This is a genomic window from Actinoallomurus sp. NPDC052308 (genome assembly GCF_040679195.1).
Classification (GTDB): Bacteria; Actinomycetota; Actinomycetes; order Streptosporangiales; family Streptosporangiaceae; genus Actinoallomurus; species Actinoallomurus liliacearum.
Genome location: NZ_JBFAUM010000026.1, coordinates 12,551 through 29,590 on the forward strand (window position 1 = coordinate 12,551; position 17,040 = coordinate 29,590).

Here is a 17,040-nt window from a genome sequence, read left to right on the forward strand (position 1 = left end):
CCGTACGTCCGGGGGCTCGACGCGGGACCGTACGGAGGACGCGGGCCGTCAGGACGGGTCGGAACCGGGCTCGCGCCGCCACGGCTCCGGGTCGAGGGTGCGGTCCTCCGACCTGCCCGGCGCGGATCGCTCGGGCGGTTCCGCGCCCTTTCCCTGCTGCGGCGGCGCGGACGGGTCCGCGGGCCGGCCGGGGGTCGCGGACGGGCCGGTGGAAGGGCCGGGCTCCGGCGGCGCGGGCGGGTCGGCCGTCGTCCACCAAGGGTCCTGCCCCGGAGGTGGCCCCGGGGCGTACGGGGGCGGAGGAAGGGCCTGGGCCGGGCCGGCGCCCGGTGGGAGCGGGCGCGCCGTGGGGGGCGGGGTGGCCGGGACCTCGCCGAACCCCGGGTAGGGCGCGGGCGGCGGGAAGGCGCCCCGGCCCGGCTGCGGCGGGGCGTACGGAGCGGACAGGCCCCCTGGCGGCGCGGGCGTGCGCCGGCCCAGATTCAGGCCGATGAGGACGCCCAGGCCGGTGAGCCAGCCGAGAAAGAGTCCGTAGCCCAGGCCGGCGGTCAGGTTCGACCAGGTGAACTGCCAGGCCACGGTGCCGGGCAGTGGCTCGGAGGCGTTGAACAGCACGCCGCGGATCAGGCCGGCGAGTGCGCCGGCGACGATGGTCGCCCACCAGCCGCAGACGATCGCCCCGAACGCGCCGCCCCGGACCTCCCCGCCGGCGCCCGCCGGGACGGGCGCCCGCCCCGGCCCGCCGGCGCGCGGGGCGAAGGAGCGGACCGCCGGAACGATCAGCAGCGCGGTGACCACCACCAGGACGAGCGTGCCCACGTCGGCCGGCAGCAGAGTGGCGGCCCGCAGCGGGCTGACGCGCAGGCTCGGGAACGTCAGGAACCGCACGACGGGCCCGATCTTCTCATTCGTGAAGCCGTCGTGCCGGAGGATGGCGTCGACGACCCACTGGTTGCCCAGGAGGACGGCGACCACGAGGACCGCGCCGACGCCGCCGATGACCGCCCCGATCACCCGAGATCGCATGGCGGGACACTAATCCGCCGCGGGATCCGCCGGAAGACCCTTCAGAATTGCAGCGACTTGACCTCCAGGAACTCCTCCAGCCCGTAGCGGCCGAGCTCGCGCCCGAGGCCGGATCGCTTGTAACCGCCGAACGGCGCCGAGGGGTTGAAACGGCCTCCGTTGATCTCGATCTGACCCGCCTTGATCCGGCGCGCGACCGCGACGGCGTGGTCGCGGTCGGCCGACCAGACCGCCGCCGCGAGGCCGTACGGGGTGTCGTTGGCGATGCGCACGGCGTCGTCCTCGGCGTCGTAGGCGAGGATCGACAGGACGGGCCCGAAGATCTCCTCGCGGGCGATCGTCATCGACGGCGTGACGTCCGCGAAGACGGTGGGCGGCACGTGGTAGCCGGGGCGGAGCGAGGTCTCCGCGCCGCCGGTCACCAGGCGCGCGCCCTCTTCCACGCCCTTCTCGATGTAGTCGCGGACGCGGTCGAGCTGGGCGCGAGAGGCGAGCGGGCCGAGCCGGGTGCCCTCGTCGAACGGATCGCCGGGGGTGTAACGCTCCGCCGCCTTGGCCGCGAGCGCCACCGCCTCGTCGTACAGGGCGCGGGGCACCAGCATGCGGGTGAGGGCGTTGCACGTCTGCCCGGAGTTGACGAACGCCTTGGCCACGCCCACTTTGACGGCCAGGGGAAGGTCCGCGTCCGGGAGGATGAGGTTCGGCGACTTGCCGCCCAGTTCGAGCGCGACGCGTTTGACGGACGCGGCGGCCAACTCGGCGACGCGCCGCCCGGCCCGCGTGGAGCCGGTGAAGGACACCATGTCGACGTCCTCGTGGGCCGCGATGGCCTCGCCGACGACCGGGCCGGTGCCCGCGACGAGGTTGAAGACGCCGGGCGGCAGGCCGGCCTCGTCGATGAGGTCGGCGAGCGCGTACGCGGCGAGCGGCGCGACCTCACTGGGCTTCAGGACGATCGTGCAGCCGGCCGCGAGGGCGGGGCCGACCTTGGCGACCACCTGGTGCAGCGGGTAGTTCCACGGCGTGATCGCGCCCACGACGCCGACCGGCTCGCGGACGATCACCGAGTTGCCGCAGCGCTCCCCCGCGAAGTCGTACGTCTCCAGGAGGTCCACGACGTCGGCCAGCACCGCGATCGGCGTGCCGACGTGCACCTTCTGCGCCAGCGCGTACGGCGCGCCCAGGTCGGTCGCGATGATCCTCGCGAGGTCGTCCTGGCGGGCCTCCAGACCGGCCAGGATCGCCCGGAGGTACGCGGCGCGGTCCTCCGGCGTCGTCGCCTCCCAGTCCGCCTGAGCCCGGCGCGCCTGGGCCACCGCCCGGTCGGCGTCCGCCGCCGTGCCCGCCGGTATCCGGTCGATGACCTGCTCATTCGCGGGGTTGATGACGTCGATCGTCGCCGTGGCCGTCGAGTCCGCCCACGCCCCGCCCACATAGATCACATCGCGCATGTCCTCCATCCTTCCCCCGGTCGCCGAGCGCCGACCAACCGTCCAGGTGAGGGATATGGGTCCCCGGCCGAAGCCCGTCCGGGAGCCGGTCGACGGGGTCGTGACGGCCCGGTCGGCATACGGACGGCTGTTGCAAGTCTTTTGCAATAGGGATTGAATGGCGGAAAGGGGGCGCCTTCCCGCGCTCACGACCGGCACGAGGAGGATGGATGACGACGGTGCGGTCCACGACACGTACCCGGCTGGGCCGGGCGGAGTGGGGACGCCTCGCCGGGATGGCCGGCTTCGTGGCGCTGTTGCACGTCGTCGGCTGGGGGATCCTGCTGCTCCTCGTGGTGCCCGGGCACTACCACCTCGGCAACGGCAAGCTGTTCGGCGTCGGGATCGCGCTGACCGCGTACGCCCTCGGCATGCGGCACGCGTTCGACGCGGACCACCTCGCCGCGATCGACAACACCACCCGCAAGCTGATGTCCGACGGCCAGCGCCCCGTCTCGGTCGGGTTCTGGTTCTCGCTCGGGCACTCCTCGGTGGTGTTCACCGCCTGCGTGCTGCTCGGCTTCGGCATCAAGGCGCTGTCCAACGGGATCTCCGACGAGAGCTCCGGACTGCACCAGATCACCGGCACGATCGGCCCGACCGTGTCCGGCACCTTCCTCGCCATCATCGCGATCATCAACCTGGTCATCCTCATGGGGATCATCAAGGTGTTCCGCGAGATGCGCGCGGGCGTCTACGACGAGGCCGCGCTGGAGGAGCAGCTCAACAACCGCGGCTTCATGAACCGCTTCCTGGGCCGCTTCACCAAGGCGATCACCAAGCCGTGGCAGATGTACCCGCTCGGCTTCCTGTTCGGGCTGGGCTTCGACACCGCCACGGAGGTCGGCCTGCTGGCCCTCGCCGGCTCCGCCGCCGCCGCGAGCTCCCTTCCCTGGTACGCCGTGCTGTGCCTGCCGATCATCTTCGCGGCCGGCATGTCGCTGTGGGACAGCATCGACGGCACGTTCATGAACTTCGCGTACGGCTGGGCGTTCTCCAACCCGGTCCGTAAGATCTTCTACAACATCGTCCTGACCGGCATCTCGGTGGCGTTCGCGTTCGTGATCGGCGGCACCGAGCTCCTGCAGGTCGCCCAGGACCGGTTCGGGCTGCACGGGGGCTTCTGGGACTGGATCTCGGGCCTGAACCTCAACACGGCCGGTTTCGTGATCACGGGCCTGCTCCTGGTGGTCTGGGCGGGCGCGCTGGCGGTGTGGAAGTTCGGCCGGATCGAGCAGCGGTGGTCGGCCGCCCTCCAGGACTCCGACGCCTGAGCGGGTCTACGCTCGGCGCGTGAGTATGCCGGAGTCACAACAGCCCCAACCGCTTCCCGACAGCGCCAGGTCCCGCCTCGCCGCCGCGTCGCAGGGCCGGCCGTGCTTCACCTCCGACCTGTCGGTGAACGAGTTCGTGCTCACCACGCAGGCGGGATTCGAGCCGCTCGGCCTGGTGATGGGGACGTGCATCTACCACATCGGCACGCAGCCGACCCGGTGGAAGGTGAGCCAGGAGCTCTCGGTCCTGACCCAGGCCATGTACAACGCGCGCGAGCTGGCCATGGCCCGCATGGAGTCGGAGGCGGACGCGCTCGGCGCCGACGGCGTGATCGGCGTCGAGATCCGGTCCCGCCAATACGCGTTGTCCTCCGACGTCATGGAGTTCGTGGCGGTGGGCACGGCCATCCGGGGCAACCCGGCGCTGCGCACGCCCGCGGGCCGGCCCTTCACCTCGCACCTGTCCGGGCAGGACTTCTGGACGCTGATCCAGCACGGCTGGGCGCCGCGCGCGATGGTGCTGGGCACGTGCGTCTACCACGTCGCCCACCTGTCGTTCCGCCAGGTCCTCCAGAACGCCGGGCAGAACACCGAACTCGACACCTACACGCAGGCGGTGTACGACGCCCGGGAGATCGCCATGTCCCGGTTGCAGTACGAGTGCCAGCAGGTGGGAGCGGACGGCGTGGTCGGCGTCTCGGTGTCGGAGGACGACTGGATCTGGGGCGAGCACGCGGTGGAGTTCTTCTGCATGGGCACCGCCGTCAGCCGGTTCCAACCCGACGTCCGCCCGGTGAACCCGACGATGACCATGCCGCTCACCGACTGAGCCCACCCGGCGGGGCGCCGCCCGATGATCGTCCATCCGGCCCCGCCGGCCGGAGTGGACGATCACCGGAGCGCCGCTCAGTCGAAGATCGGGTCGCGGGTGCGGCTGCGCTTGAGCTCGAAGAAGCCGTCGGTGCCCGCGACGAGGCGGACGCCGTCCCAGAGCTTGGCCGCGGCCTCGCCGCGCGGGATCGGCGACACGACGGGGCCGAAGAACGACGCGCCCTCCACCGAGATCACGGGCGTGCCGACCTCGTAGCCGACCCGGTCCATGCCGTCGGTGTGCGAGGCGCGCAGCGCCTCGTCGTACTCGTCGGTGTCGGCGGCGGCCGCCAGGGCGCGGTCGAGACCGGCCGCCTCGAGGGCATCCTCGATGACCTGGCCGACGTCCTTCCGCTGCTCGTTGTGGAAGCGGGTGCCGAGCTCGGTGTAGAGCTTGCCCAGCACCTCGGCGCCGTACTTCTTCTCCGCCGCGATGCACACGCGGACCGGCCCCCACGCCGTCTTCATGAACTCGACGTACTGCTCCGGCAGGTCGCGCCCCTCGTTGAGCACGGCCAGGCTCATGACGTGCCACCGGACGTCGATCGGCCGCAGCCGCTCGACCTCGAGGATCCACCGCGAGGTCATCCAGGCCCACGGGCACCTCGGGTCGAACCAGAAATCCACCGGCGTGCGCTCGGTGTCGGTCACCGCAACCTCCACAATGCATCGGCGCGTCCTCCCGGACCGCCGTCGAATCGCCGGGGATCTCACGCCGAGATCACCGGCCCGTCTGCCGGGCTCCGGCGTCACCGCGACACAGGGGCCCGTAACCGGCAACCGACGCGTTCCGGTCGGCATTCCGCGAAGAGTTCGCCCAGATCCGGGGGCGTGATCGCCATGTCAAGGTTAGATGGGTGCTGGGGCGGCCCGCCGTACGTGCGGCCACCCCTCGAGCCGTACCGTTGGAAACACCACGACGTCGTGAAACGAGGCGAGGAGTTCACTTGGCTGGCAATCTGACGCGCGATGAGGCGCGGGAGCGCGCCCGGCTGCTGACCGTCGAGTCGTACGAGGTCGATCTCGACCTCACGACGGGAGCGGAGACGTTCGTCTCGGACACCACCATCAGGTTCGGCTGCGCCGAGCCCGGCGCGTCCAGTTTCGTCGACCTCCACGACGCGACGGTCCGCGAGATCACCCTGAACGGCAAGGCGCTGGACCCCGGATCGTACGACCCGGAGAAGGGCCGCGTCCCGCTGCCCGGGCTGGCCGCCGAGAACGAGCTGCGGGTGGTCTCCGACAACGCCTACTCCCGCACCGGTGAGGGACTCCACCGCTTCGTCGACCCGGTCGACCAGGAGGCGTACCTCTACACGCAGTTCGAGACCTGCGACGCGCACCGCATGTACACCTGCTTCGACCAGCCGGACCTGAAGGCGCGGTTCGAGCTGAGCGTGACCGCGCCCGAGCACTGGCAGGTCATCACCAACAACGCGCCCGACCGGGCCGAGGGCGGCCGCTGGCACTTCCCGGCGACGCCCGGGATCTCCACCTACATCACCGCCCTGGTGGCCGGCCCGTACCACGTGGAGCGCGACGAGTACGTCGCCGACGGCCAGCGCATCCCGCTGGGCGCCTACTGCCGGGCCAGCCTCGCCGAGCACTTCGACGCCGACGCGATCTTCGAGGTCACCAAGCAGGGCTTCGACTTCTTCCGCGACGTCTTCGCCCGGCCGTACCCCTTCGACAAGTACGACCAGCTGTTCGTGCCGGAGTTCAACGCGGGCGCGATGGAGAACGCCGGCTGCGTCACGTTCCTGGAGGACTACGTCTTCCGGTCGCGGGTCACCGACGCCGCCTACGAGCGCCGCGCCGAGACGATCCTGCACGAGATGGCGCACATGTGGTTCGGCGACCTGGTCACCATGCGCTGGTGGGACGACCTCTGGCTGAACGAGTCGTTCGCGACGTACATGAGCGTGCTCTGCCAGTCCGAGGCCACCCGGTGGAAGGGCGCCTGGACGACCTTCGCCAACCTCTGGAAGGCCTGGGCGTACCGGCAGGACCAGCTCCCGTCCACCCACCCGATCTCCGCCGACATCCCCGACATCCGGGCGGTCGAGGTCAACTTCGACGGCATCACGTACGCCAAGGGCGCCAGCGTCCTGAAGCAGCTCGTCGCCTACGTCGGGCGCGACAACTTCATCAGCGGCGTCCGCGCCTACTTCGACCGGCACGCGTGGGGCAACACCTCGCTGTCCGACCTGCTCGACGCCCTCGAGGAGACCTCGGGCCGCGACCTCACCTCCTGGTCCAAGGAGTGGCTGGAGACGGCCGGCGTCAACACGCTGCGCCCGTCGTACGAGATCGACGACGAAGGCCGCTTCACGTCGTTCGCGGTGCTGCAGGAGGCGCCGGAGAACCACCCGACGCTGCGCTCGCACCGCATTGCGATCGGCCTGTACGACCGGACCGACAAGGGCATCGTGCGCCGCCGGCGGGTGGAGCTCGACGTCGTGGGCGCACGTACGGAGGTCGCCGAGCTGGTCGGCGAGAGCCGCCCGGACCTGGTGCTGGTCAACGACGACGATCTGACCTACGCCAAGATCCGCCTCGACGAGCACTCGCTGCGCACGCTCGTCGCCGGGATCGGCGAGATCACCGAGGGCCTGCCGCGCGCGCTGTGCTGGTCGGCGGCCTGGGACATGTGCCGGGACGCCGAACTCGCCGCGCGCGACTACGTCCGGCTGGTGCTGTCCGGCATCCGCGGCGTCACCGACGTCTCGGTGGCCCAGACGCTGCTGCGGCAGGCTCGCCTGGCGACCTCGCAGTACGCCGACCCGGCGTGGCGGGACACCGGCTACCGCCTGCTGGCCGACGAGCTGCACACGCTGCTGACCGAGGCCGAGGCGGGCTCCGACCGGCAGCTCTCCTACGCCCAGGCGTTCGTCTCGGTCGCCGCCTCCGACGAGCACATCGCGTACGTCCGCGGCCTCCTCGACGGCTCCACGACCCTGAACGGCCTGGTCGTCGACACGGACCTGCGCTGGTCGCTGCTGCGCCGTCTCGTGGTGCGCGGCGCGGCAGGCGAGGAGGAGGTCGAGGCGGAGCTGCGCCGCGACCCGACCGCCGCGGGCGAGCGGCACGCGGCCGCCGGCCGCGCCGCGGTCCCGACCGCCGAGGCCAAGGCCGCGGCGTGGGAGCGCATCATCGGCGGGGAGCTGCCCAACGCGCTGTTCCGCGCCACGCTCGGCGGTCTCGTCGACACCGACGACGTCTCGCTGCTGGAGCCGTACGTCGAGAAGTACTTCGCCGAGGTCGGCCGCGTCTGGTCGTCCTGGTCCAGCGACATGGCCAGCACGTTCGCCGAGAGCGCCTACCCGTTCCTGGTGATCTCGCCGGCCACGATCGACCGCACCACGGCGTACATCGAGGCGGAGAACCCGCCGTCGGCCCTGCGCCGCCTCCTCGTCGAGGGGCGCGACGGCCTCGCCCGCGCGCTGCGGGCGCGGGAGAAGGACCGCCAGAGCGCCTGAGGCACGAGAAAAGCCCCGGCCGGTCCGGCCGGGGCTTTTCCCTTGGTGCGTGGTGGCCGCGCCTCCTCGGGTGGCGGTGGTGGGCCGTGCCTCCTCGGTCAGCCGTGGTAGGCGGCGGCCGACCGCTGGCGCTGCCGGGTGCCGAGGACGTGCTCGACCAGGGTGATGAGCACCTGCTTGACCGACTCCCGCTCCCGGGCGTCACAGGTGATCACCGGGATGTGCGGTTCGAGGTCGAGCGCGTGACGGACCGCCTCGATGTCGGGCTGGGCCGCGCCCTCGAAACGGTTGAGCCCGACGATGAACGGCATGCCGCGGCGCTCGAAGAAGTCGATCGAGGAGAAGCAGTCGGCCAGCCGCCGGGTGTCGACGAGGACGACCGCGCCGATCGCGCCCACGGCCAGTTCGTCCCACATGAACCAGAACCGCTTCTGGCCCGGCGTTCCGAACACGTACAGGACCAGTCCGTCGCCGAGCGTGATACGACCGAAGTCCATCGCGACGGTCGTGGTGGTCTTCTGCTCCACGCCGGAGGTGTCGTCGACGCCGACGCTCTGGGAGGTGAGCATCTCCTCGGTGCGCAGCGTCTGGATCTCACTGACGGTGTTGACCATGGTGGTCTTGCCCGCCCCGAATCCGCCGGCGACCAGCACCTTGACGGAGAGCTGGGTTCCCATCTGCATTTCAGTACCCGCTTTCACTGGAACGGGCGCCGGGGTGGAGACGCGAGGAGACGGCGTCCGCTTCCGGGGCCATGGCTGCGGCGAACCAGGGCAGCCAGTCGGAAGTGCCGGTCGATACGGCGCGCTGCGGCGTCACTTGCAAATCTCCTCTTCCTGCCTTTTTGTGTGCCGGTACGTCGTCCGGCGTCCGCCGGCGCGTCGCCCGGCGTCTCATGCGCGCCACCCGACTCGTCACCCTGACCGCCGTCGCGGCAGGCCGGGCCACTTGATCGCTGCGGTGGCACGGAAACCGGACGATCGCCGTGTCAGCCGACATGATCCCACCGTGAGCGAACCAAGATCCATCAAATGGAATACGGATTTGTAACTCGGTCCTAACGTTGCCGCGGAATGCCCGATTCACCGGGTTCGCCGCGCTGGTGCGTGAGATCGGCCGCTACGGGCGGCCGGTCAGGTCCCCACGGCATGGCAAAGTTAACGGGTGGAGACGGCACGGGAAGTACTCAGGACGCTCGCCAGGCGCTACGCCTTCGGGGATCTCGCCGCCCTGTGCGAGGCCGGGGCGGCGGGGCTGCGACCGGATGTCGCCGCCGAGGTCCGGCTGCTGTGCTCGTTCGGGCAGCGGCTGATCGACCTGGACGCGGAGGACTTCGGCGTGCCGGAGGTCACCGGCGACCCGGTCGTCGACGCCCACAAGGTGCCCGACCACCTGCTCTCCCGCGCCCGGGCCAGCAGGATGCCGCAGTCCGCCAAGGAGCGCACGCGCGGCGCGCTGCGGACCCTGCGCCCGGCGTACGGCCTGCTGCTCGAGGTGATCGAGGCGCGGTGGCGACGGCGGGAGATGGCGGCCCTGGTCGCCGCCCTGCACATCTCCGCCGAGTACCTCCCGCTGCTGGCCTGGGAGCCGGTCCTCGGCCACGCCGGCGACCCGGCGCTGCTGCCCGCGGCGGTCGGCGGCACGGGCAGCAGGTTCGGCGTCATGCCGCAGCCGGGCCGGCCCCGCGAGTGCGACCTGACGCGCCCCGAGCAGTCCGCCGCCGAGCGCGCGCTGCGGGTGGCCGGTGAGCCCGGCCCCGGCTGGCGCGCGTACCTCGACCGCCAGCACAGCACGCTCGCCTCCGCCCTCGGCCGCTGCGCGGCGTCCTGCCGCACCCCCTGCGACGTGATCACGCGGCTGTCCCCCGACGTGCTGGAGTCCCTGACCGCCCGCTGCCGGCTGGCCGGGGAGTTCTCCGACGGCGCGCTCGTGCGCCTGCGCCACGCGGCGCCGGTCGGGCACGGTTTCGGGGTGCCGAGCCCGGAGGAGGTCGAGGAGGCGTGGGGGCGCACCCGCCGGTCGGTCGGCAAGCAGCCGCTCGGCCGCGCGGTCGCCGAGCCCAGCACCGTCTACTGCCTGCCCGGTCTGCCCGAGCTGTTCTCGGCGGCGGCCGGGTGCCCGATCCTGCCCGACACCCTGCTGCACGACGTCGCCGCGCGCATCGTCGACGTCCTCGACCGCTAGGGCCCCTCGTCCGTGGTCCTGTCCGTGGAGCGTGATCCACCTTCTCCCCGGCAGACGGGAACGATCGCGGCCGGCAGCCGGGGATGACGGGGCAGGTCGTCGAGGAGCACCGGGTCGCCGGTCGCGTCCGCGAGGGGGATCCGCCAGTTCGGGTACTCATCCGTCGTGCCCGGCTGGTTCTGCGTGCGGCGCTCGCCGACCGCGTCCGCCAGTGACACGCCGATCAGCCGCGCCGGCGTACGCGCGAGGAAGGCGTGCAGCGCCGCCGTCATGTCCGCGGTGTCCAGGCCGAGCGTGGTCAGCAGTTCCTTCCACTCGCCCAGGAACCGGGCGAGCTCGCCGTACTCCTCGGCCGCCGGACGGGTGAGCAGGCCGAGGCGTTCCCGCAGCGCGATGTGGTCGCCGTTCAGGTAGCCCTCGATGGGCGGCATGTCGTGGGTGGCCACGGTGGCCAGGCACAGCTCCCGCCACCGCTCCGGCGGCAGCGGCGCGCCCTTCTCGTCGCGTTCGAACCACGCCATCGACGTGCCGAAGACCCCGCGTTCGGCGAACACGTCCCTCATGTACTCCGCCACGGTGCCCAGGTCCTCGCCGATGACCACCGCGCCGGCCTCGTGCGCCTCGTACAGCAGCTCGCCGAGCAGGTCGCCGTAGGGGTAGGAGACGTACGTCCCCTCGGCGGGCGAGGCGCCCCGCGGCACCCACCACAGCCGGAAGACCTGCATGGCGTGGTCGAGCCGGAGCCCGCCCGCGTGCCGCAGGACGTGCCGGAGCATCTCGCGGTACGGCGCGTAGCCCGCCGCCGCGAGCCGCTGCGGGTGCCAGGGCGGCTGGCCCCAGTCCTGGCCGCGCTGGTTGAACTCGTCCGGCGGCGCGCCCACGCTCATCCCCGACGCGAACAGGTCCTGGTACGCCCACGCGTCCGCCCCGCCGGGGTCCACCCCGACGGCCAGGTCGTGCACGATCCCGAGGTCCATGCCGGCCTCGCGCGCGGCGTCCTGGACGGCGCCGAGCTGCTCGTCGAGCCACCACTGCAGCCGGCGGTGGAACTCCACGCGGTCGGCGCGACGCTCGCGCTCGGCGGCGACCGCCGGGGAGCCGGGGCCGTGCAGCTCGGCCGGCCAGGACGGCCAGTGGGACCCGTGCTCCTCCGCCAGCGCGGACCAGGTCGCGAACGCGGTCAGCGCCTCGCCCTCGCGCGCGCGGAACGCGGCGTACGCCGCCGCGCGGTCCGGGGCGAGCGGCACCTCGGCCAGGAGCTCCAGCGCCGCCCGCTTGGCCGTCCAGGCCGCGTCGCGGTCGATCTCGTCGGCCGTCCGCGACCGGGCCCGCTGCGGCGCGGCGAGCTCCTCGATCCGGCGCCGCGTCTCCGGGCCGGCCGCGGCGTACTCCGGGACGTCCTCCGGCCGCAGGTACAGCGGGCTGGTGTAGCGGCGGCTCATCGGCAGGTACGGCGACGGGCGCACCGGCGGCGCCGGCTCGCCCGCGTGCAGCGGGTTCACCAGGACGAAGCCCGCGTCCAGCTCGCGGCCGCTCCAGGCCGCCAGCTCCCGCAGGTCGGCGAGGTCCCCCATGCCCCACGAGCGGCTCGACCGCACGGAGTACAGCTGGGCCATCAGGCCCCAGCCGCGCGCACCGGGGTCCGGCGCTCGCGAAGGCGCGACGAGCAGCGGCGCGACCTCCTCCCGCGCGCCGCGCCGGGCCCGTACCCGATGCCGGCCGAGGGGCGTCCCGGGCGGCATCCGGTACGCCGTACGGAGCCCGGCGGCCTCCGCCGAGGTGGCGGGCGGCCGCCCCGTCACCTCGGGGGGCGCCGACTCCGCGGGCACGAGGCGGAGCTCCTCGCCGGTCGCGAGCTCGACCCACACCTCGGCGTCGTCCGCCGCGAGCAGGTCCTCCCCGGCGAAGACGACGGCGGTCGGCGGGAGCAGCCGGGCGCGGCGCTCCCGGTCGATCCGCTCCCGCTCCCGGCGTACGGCCTCCGGCGAGGAGACGTCCGCGCCCAGCGCGCCGAGCACCGCCTTGATCGTCTTTTCCGGGACGTCGGCGGGCCGGCCCCGCCAGTCCGTGTAGGAGGTCTCGACGCCGTACGCGGCGGCCAGAGCGTTCAGGTCCTCGGTGCCCGCTGCCACGATGTCGTCTCCCACGGTGCCCCCGTCCTCGGTGCCGGTTCCTGCCACGTTGGCTACGATGCCCCGTCGATCAGTCCCAAATCGGGGGATGGCGATGTGCCCAGGGCCGGGCCTCCTCCAGTTGCGCCGACAGGGCGATCAGGGTGGCCTCGTCGCCCATCCGGCCGGCGAGCATGACGCCGATGGGCAGGCCGCCGTCGGTCCAGTGCAGGGGGACGTTCACCGCGGGCTGGCCGGTGACGTTGTACACCGAGGTGAACGGCGTGAAGAGCGTCTGCCGTACGAAGTTCTCCTCGGGCCCGACCTCGTCGAAGTGCCCGACGGGGACGGGCGGCAGCGCAAGGGTGGGCTGCAGGATCACGTCGTACTGGTCGAGACGCGGCAGCCCCGTGCGTACCGCCAGTTGCAAGGCCGCCTGGGCGCGCAGGAGCTGCGGCGCGGTGACCGCGTTGCCGCGCTCGCGCAGGTAACGGGTCAGCGGGCGCAGCCGCTCCTCCCTGTCGGGCGGGACCGGGGTCATCGTGGCCATGGACGCCCAGAGCACCTCGAAGTGGGGCATCAACTCCTCCTTCCACGGAGTGTCGATGTCCTCCACCTCATGGCCCAGCTCCGCCAGCAGTTCGCTCGCGGCCTCGTACGCGGCCAGGCAGTCGGGGTGCACCTGGGCGGCGGAAACCGGGGGGACGGCGGTCCGGCCGACGCGCAGCCGTCCCGGCGCCCGGTCGGCGGCCTCGAGGAAGGTCCCCTCCGGGGGCGCGGCGCGGTACATGTCGCCTGGAGCGTTCCCGGCCATGACGTCGAGGAGCAGGGCGGCGTCCCGGACGGTCCGCGTGATCGGGCCGCTGGTCGACAGGCCGACGAGGTCGGGGACGATGGGGCCCTGGCTGATGCGGCCGCGCGTCGGCTTGATCCCGAAGAGGCCGCACACGCTGGTCGGGATCCGGATGGACCCGCCGCCGTCGCTGCCGTGCGCGGCCGGTGCCAGGCCGGCGGCGACCGCGGCGGCGGCGCCGCCGCTGGACCCGCCGGCGGAGCGTTCGAGGTCCCAGGGCGTGCGCGCGGGAGGCGCCACGTCGTTTTCGGTGTAACAGGGCAGTCCGAATTCTGGTGTATTGGTCTTCCCTAGGAGAATCGTCCCTGCCTGCCGCAGAAAAGCGACGACGTTGTCGTCGGTGAATGCGGTGAAGTCGGCAAAGGCCGCCGAGCCGAGGGTCGTCCGTACGTCCTTGACCATGTTGAGGTCCTTGACGGGGATCGGCACGCCGAGCAGCGGGGCCTCCTCACCCGCCATGACCGCCCGCTCCGCCGTCTTGGCCTGGTCACGCGCGAGGTCCGCGGTCACGGTGACGTAGGCGCCGACGCGGTCCGCGAGACGGTCGATGCGGTCGAGGTAGTGCTCGGCGATGTCGACGGGTGAGAGTTCCCGGTCGCGGATCGCGGCGGCCTGCTCGCGCACGCTGAGATCATGAATATGCGTCACAAGTGAAAACGGTACGCCCACCGAAAGTTGCAGCAGAGCAGTGGGGGATGGGATTTATCTACCCTGGTAACATGCCACTGAACCGCGCATGAGCGGAGACAAAAGTATCAACCGGACACGACTATGCACCCGGCTCCGGCTCTGGTTACGCTTCGCACGGAAGATCATGTGTGCTGCAGTCAATCGAGCACGGAGTGTCGACATGGCCAGTGTGGAGCGAGGCGAGTCCACTCAGACGTCCACACGCGAGCACCCCGACGACGAACGTCCGTTCGAGCTGCCCGGCGAAGAAGGCTCGGCCGAACGTCCTGACGAGGGACGCCCGCCAAGGCGGCGGAGGGAGCAGGCGATCGGGGGGCGGATCAGCGATCCGCAGATCCAACGCTGGATGATCCGGGCGGGCGCGGCCGCCGTTCTGGGCCTGCTGTTCGCGATCATCTTCGAGATCCGGATCGGCCTGGCCGTGGCGGTGCTCACCGTGGTCGTCGATGTCGTACGGCGATCACGTCAGCACTCCAGCGTGGAGGCGTGGCGCAAGCCCTCGGTCGCGGAACGCCGGACCGAGCGGCAACTGCGGGGCATGGAGAAGGCCGGCTATCGAACCCTCCACGCCCGCGCGGTGCCCCGCGACGAGGACGGCGTCAGCGACGGGCAGATCGACCACCTCGTCATCGGGCCGACCGGCGTGTACGCCGTCGACTCGGAGAAGTGGGACAAGCGACTGCCCGTACGGGCGCTGTCGCACCGCAAGCTGTTCTTGGGACCGTTCAACAAGAAGGAGCGCCTGGACGAGGCCCGCTGGGAGGCCGACCAGGCCAGCAAGCTGATCAGCGGGGAGCTCGGCTACGAGGTCCCGGTGCAGCCGTCGCTGGCCATCTACGGCCCGGCGATCTCCTGGAAGGTCCTGATGGTGCGCAACGTCGACGTCTACTCCGGCGGGCGGGCCCGCAACTACCTGCGTCGCCGGCCCAAGATCCTCACCGCGGTGGACATCGAGCGGATCTACAACGCCGCCGAGCGCGTGCTGCCCCCGAAATACCCCGATCCCGACCAGGACTGACCTGACGCTCGACGCGCGAGCATCTCGGAAACTGAGACCACCGTCTCATCCGGGCCGCCGACCCCATACGATCGAATCCTGAGCACGGAATCGATGGGAGAGGCAGATGCCCCCGCTGAGGTCACGAACGGTCACGCACGGCAGGAACATGGCGGGAGCCAGGGCCCTTCTCCGGGCCACCGGCGTAGCGCGTGAGGACTTCGGCAAGCCCATCATCGCGGTCGCCAACAGCTTCACCGAGTTCGTTCCCGGCCACGTCCACCTGCGCGAGGTCGGCCAGGTCGTCGCCGCCGCGGTGAAGGAGGCGGGCGGGGTCCCGCGCGAGTTCAACACGATCGCGGTCGACGACGGCATCGCGATGGGCCACGGCGGCATGCTCTACTCGCTGCCGTCCCGCGAGCTGATCGCCGACTCGGTCGAGTACATGGTCAACGCGCACTGCGCCGACGCACTGATCTGCGTCTCGAACTGCGACAAGATCACGCCGGGCATGCTGATCGCGGCCATGCGGCTCAACATCCCGACCGTGTTCGTCTCCGGCGGGCCGATGGAGGCGGGCAAGCCGGTCGACGGCACGACCAAGCTCGACCTGATCGACCCGATGATCGCCGCCGCGGACGAGTCCGTCTCCGACGAGACGCTCGCCCAGATGGAGGAGAACGCCTGCCCGACCTGCGGGTCCTGCTCGGGCATGTTCACCGCCAACTCGATGAACTGCCTGACCGAGGCGATCGGCCTGTCCCTCCCCGGCAACGGCACGATCCTGGCCACGCACGCGGACCGCAAGAAGCTGTTCCAGGACGCCGGGCGCCGCGTCGTGGAGATCGCCAACCGGTACTACGCCGGGGACGACGAGTCCGTCCTCCCGCTGAACATCGCGACCCGCGACGCGTTCGAGAACGCCATGGCGCTCGACGTCGCGATGGGCGGCTCGACCAACACGATCCTGCACCTGCTCGCCGCGGCCCGGGAAGCCGGCGTCGACTTCGGCCTGAAGGAGATCGACGAGCTCTCCCGCCGCGTGCCCTGCATCTGCAAGGTCGCCCCGGCCACCGCCAAGTACCACATCGAGGACGTCCACCGGGCCGGCGGCATCCCCGCGATCCTCGGAGAGCTCGACCGGGCCGGGCTGCTCAACCGCACGGTCCACACGATCCACAGCGGGTCGCTGGGCGAGTTCCTCGACGCGCACGACGTCCGGTCCCCCGGCGTGCGGCCGGAGGCCGTGGAGCTGTTCCACGCCGCGCCGGGCGGGGTCCGCACGACGAAGCCGTACAGCCAGAACAACCGCTGGCAGGAGCTCGACCTCGACCGCGAGCAGGGCTGCATCCGCGACGCCGAGCACGCCTACACCAAGGACGGCGGGCTCGCCATGCTGTACGGCAACCTCGCCGTCGAGGGCGCGGTCGTCAAGACCGCCGGCGTCGAGGAGGCCCTGTGGACCTTCGAGGGCCCGGCGGTCGTCTTCGAGAGCCAGGAGGACGCGGTCGAGGGTATCCTCGGCAACCGCGTCAAGCCGGGCGACGTCGTCGTCATCCGCTACGAGGGCCCCAAGGGCGGCCCGGGCATGCAGGAGATGCTGTACCCGACGTCCTTCCTCAAGGGCCGCGGGCTCGGCAAGGCCTGCGCGCTGATCACCGACGGGCGCTTCTCCGGCGGCACCAGCGGCCTGTCCATCGGCCACGCCTCCCCGGAGGCCGCGGCCGGCGGTGACATCGCCCTGGTGGAGGACGGCGACCGGATCGTCATCGACATCCCGCGCCGCGAGCTCCGCCTCGACGTGCCCGCCGACGAGCTCCAGGCGCGCCGCGAGCGCCTCCTGAAGGAGCTGGGCTCCTTCCGGCCCCGCGACCGGCACCGCCCGGTCAGCGCCGCGCTCCAGGCGTACGCCGCGATGGCCACCTCGGCCTCCACCGGCGCCGCCCGCGACATCTCCCAGCTCGGCGGCTGACCCTCCGGATCCGGTGGGCGTGCCACGCCCACCGGATCGCTTCCCGTTCCCGCGAGAACGACGCAGACGACGTCGTCCTAGCCCCCGGCGAACC

12 protein-coding genes are annotated in these 17,040 nt (G+C 71.9%); 6 read left to right on the forward strand and 6 right to left on the reverse strand.

Annotated features, from left to right (window positions below):
* Positions 1 to 48: 48 nt before the first annotated feature.
* Positions 49 to 1,026 carry a hypothetical protein gene (locus tag AB0L00_RS36890; protein ID WP_364442033.1) on the reverse strand — a complete coding sequence of 326 codons (978 nt, stop codon included), beginning with the start codon at positions 1,024 to 1,026 and terminating at the stop codon, positions 49 to 51.
* 41 nt (positions 1,027 to 1,067) lie between these two features.
* Positions 1,068 to 2,477 carry an aldehyde dehydrogenase family protein gene (locus AB0L00_RS36895; protein ID WP_364442034.1) on the reverse strand — a complete coding sequence of 470 codons (1,410 nt, stop codon included), beginning with the start codon at positions 2,475 to 2,477 and terminating at the stop codon, positions 1,068 to 1,070.
* A gap of 209 nt (positions 2,478 to 2,686) precedes the next feature.
* On the opposite strand from AB0L00_RS36895, the gene AB0L00_RS36900 reads away from it, so the two are divergent.
* Both AB0L00_RS36900 and AB0L00_RS36905 read left to right on the forward strand, forming a co-directional pair.
* Positions 2,687 to 3,790 carry a HoxN/HupN/NixA family nickel/cobalt transporter gene (locus tag AB0L00_RS36900; RefSeq protein WP_364442036.1) on the forward strand — a complete coding sequence of 368 codons (1,104 nt, stop codon included), beginning with the start codon at positions 2,687 to 2,689 and terminating at the stop codon, positions 3,788 to 3,790.
* Between the two features lie 25 nt (positions 3,791 to 3,815).
* Positions 3,816 to 4,619: a heavy metal-binding domain-containing protein gene (locus tag AB0L00_RS36905; RefSeq protein WP_364442139.1), complete on the forward strand. Its 804-nt coding sequence runs from the start codon at positions 3,816 to 3,818 to the stop codon at positions 4,617 to 4,619.
* A 77-nt stretch (positions 4,620 to 4,696) separates the two neighbouring features.
* On the opposite strand, the gene AB0L00_RS36910 is transcribed toward AB0L00_RS36905, so the two are convergent.
* Complete coding sequence (locus AB0L00_RS36910; protein ID WP_364442037.1) at positions 4,697 to 5,311, reverse strand: DsbA family protein; 615 nt, start codon at positions 5,309 to 5,311, stop codon at positions 4,697 to 4,699.
* 296 nt (positions 5,312 to 5,607) lie between these two features.
* Between AB0L00_RS36910 and pepN the strand changes: the two genes are divergently transcribed.
* Positions 5,608 to 8,139, forward strand: a complete 2,532-nt coding sequence (gene pepN, locus AB0L00_RS36915; protein ID WP_364442038.1) for an aminopeptidase N — start codon at positions 5,608 to 5,610, stop codon at positions 8,137 to 8,139.
* A gap of 98 nt (positions 8,140 to 8,237) precedes the next feature.
* On the opposite strand, the gene AB0L00_RS36920 is transcribed toward pepN, so the two are convergent.
* The gene (locus AB0L00_RS36920) at positions 8,238 to 8,816 is read right to left on the reverse strand and encodes an ATP/GTP-binding protein (RefSeq protein WP_364442040.1); all 579 of its coding nucleotides are present in this window, start codon (positions 8,814 to 8,816) and stop codon (positions 8,238 to 8,240) included.
* A 487-nt stretch (positions 8,817 to 9,303) separates the two neighbouring features.
* Here AB0L00_RS36920 and AB0L00_RS36925 point away from each other — a divergent pair, with 487 nt between their 5' ends.
* Positions 9,304 to 10,323, forward strand: coding sequence for a hypothetical protein (locus AB0L00_RS36925; RefSeq protein ID WP_364442041.1), 1,020 nt, complete (start codon positions 9,304 to 9,306; stop codon positions 10,321 to 10,323).
* On the opposite strand, the gene malQ is transcribed toward AB0L00_RS36925, so the two are convergent.
* Both malQ and AB0L00_RS36935 read right to left on the reverse strand, forming a co-directional pair.
* Positions 10,320 to 12,503, reverse strand: a complete 2,184-nt coding sequence (malQ, locus tag AB0L00_RS36930; protein WP_364442042.1) for a 4-alpha-glucanotransferase — start codon at positions 12,501 to 12,503, stop codon at positions 10,320 to 10,322. The two genes, AB0L00_RS36925 and malQ, sit on opposite strands and share 4 nt — an antisense overlap.
* A gap of 22 nt (positions 12,504 to 12,525) precedes the next feature.
* Positions 12,526 to 13,935 carry an amidase gene (locus AB0L00_RS36935; protein ID WP_364442043.1) on the reverse strand — a complete coding sequence of 470 codons (1,410 nt, stop codon included), beginning with the start codon at positions 13,933 to 13,935 and terminating at the stop codon, positions 12,526 to 12,528.
* Positions 13,936 to 14,137: 202 nt separating this feature from the next.
* Here AB0L00_RS36935 and AB0L00_RS36940 point away from each other — a divergent pair, with 202 nt between their 5' ends.
* Together AB0L00_RS36940 and ilvD are read left to right on the forward strand one after the other, a co-directional pair.
* On the forward strand, positions 14,138 to 14,995 hold the full coding sequence (locus AB0L00_RS36940; protein WP_364442044.1) for a nuclease-related domain-containing protein: 858 nt from the start codon (positions 14,138 to 14,140) through the stop codon (positions 14,993 to 14,995).
* Between the two features lie 106 nt (positions 14,996 to 15,101).
* A complete protein-coding gene (ilvD, locus tag AB0L00_RS36945) occupies positions 15,102 to 16,946 on the forward strand; it encodes a dihydroxy-acid dehydratase (protein WP_364442046.1) in 1,845 nt (614 codons plus the stop codon).
* Positions 16,947 to 17,040 lie beyond the last annotated feature (94 nt).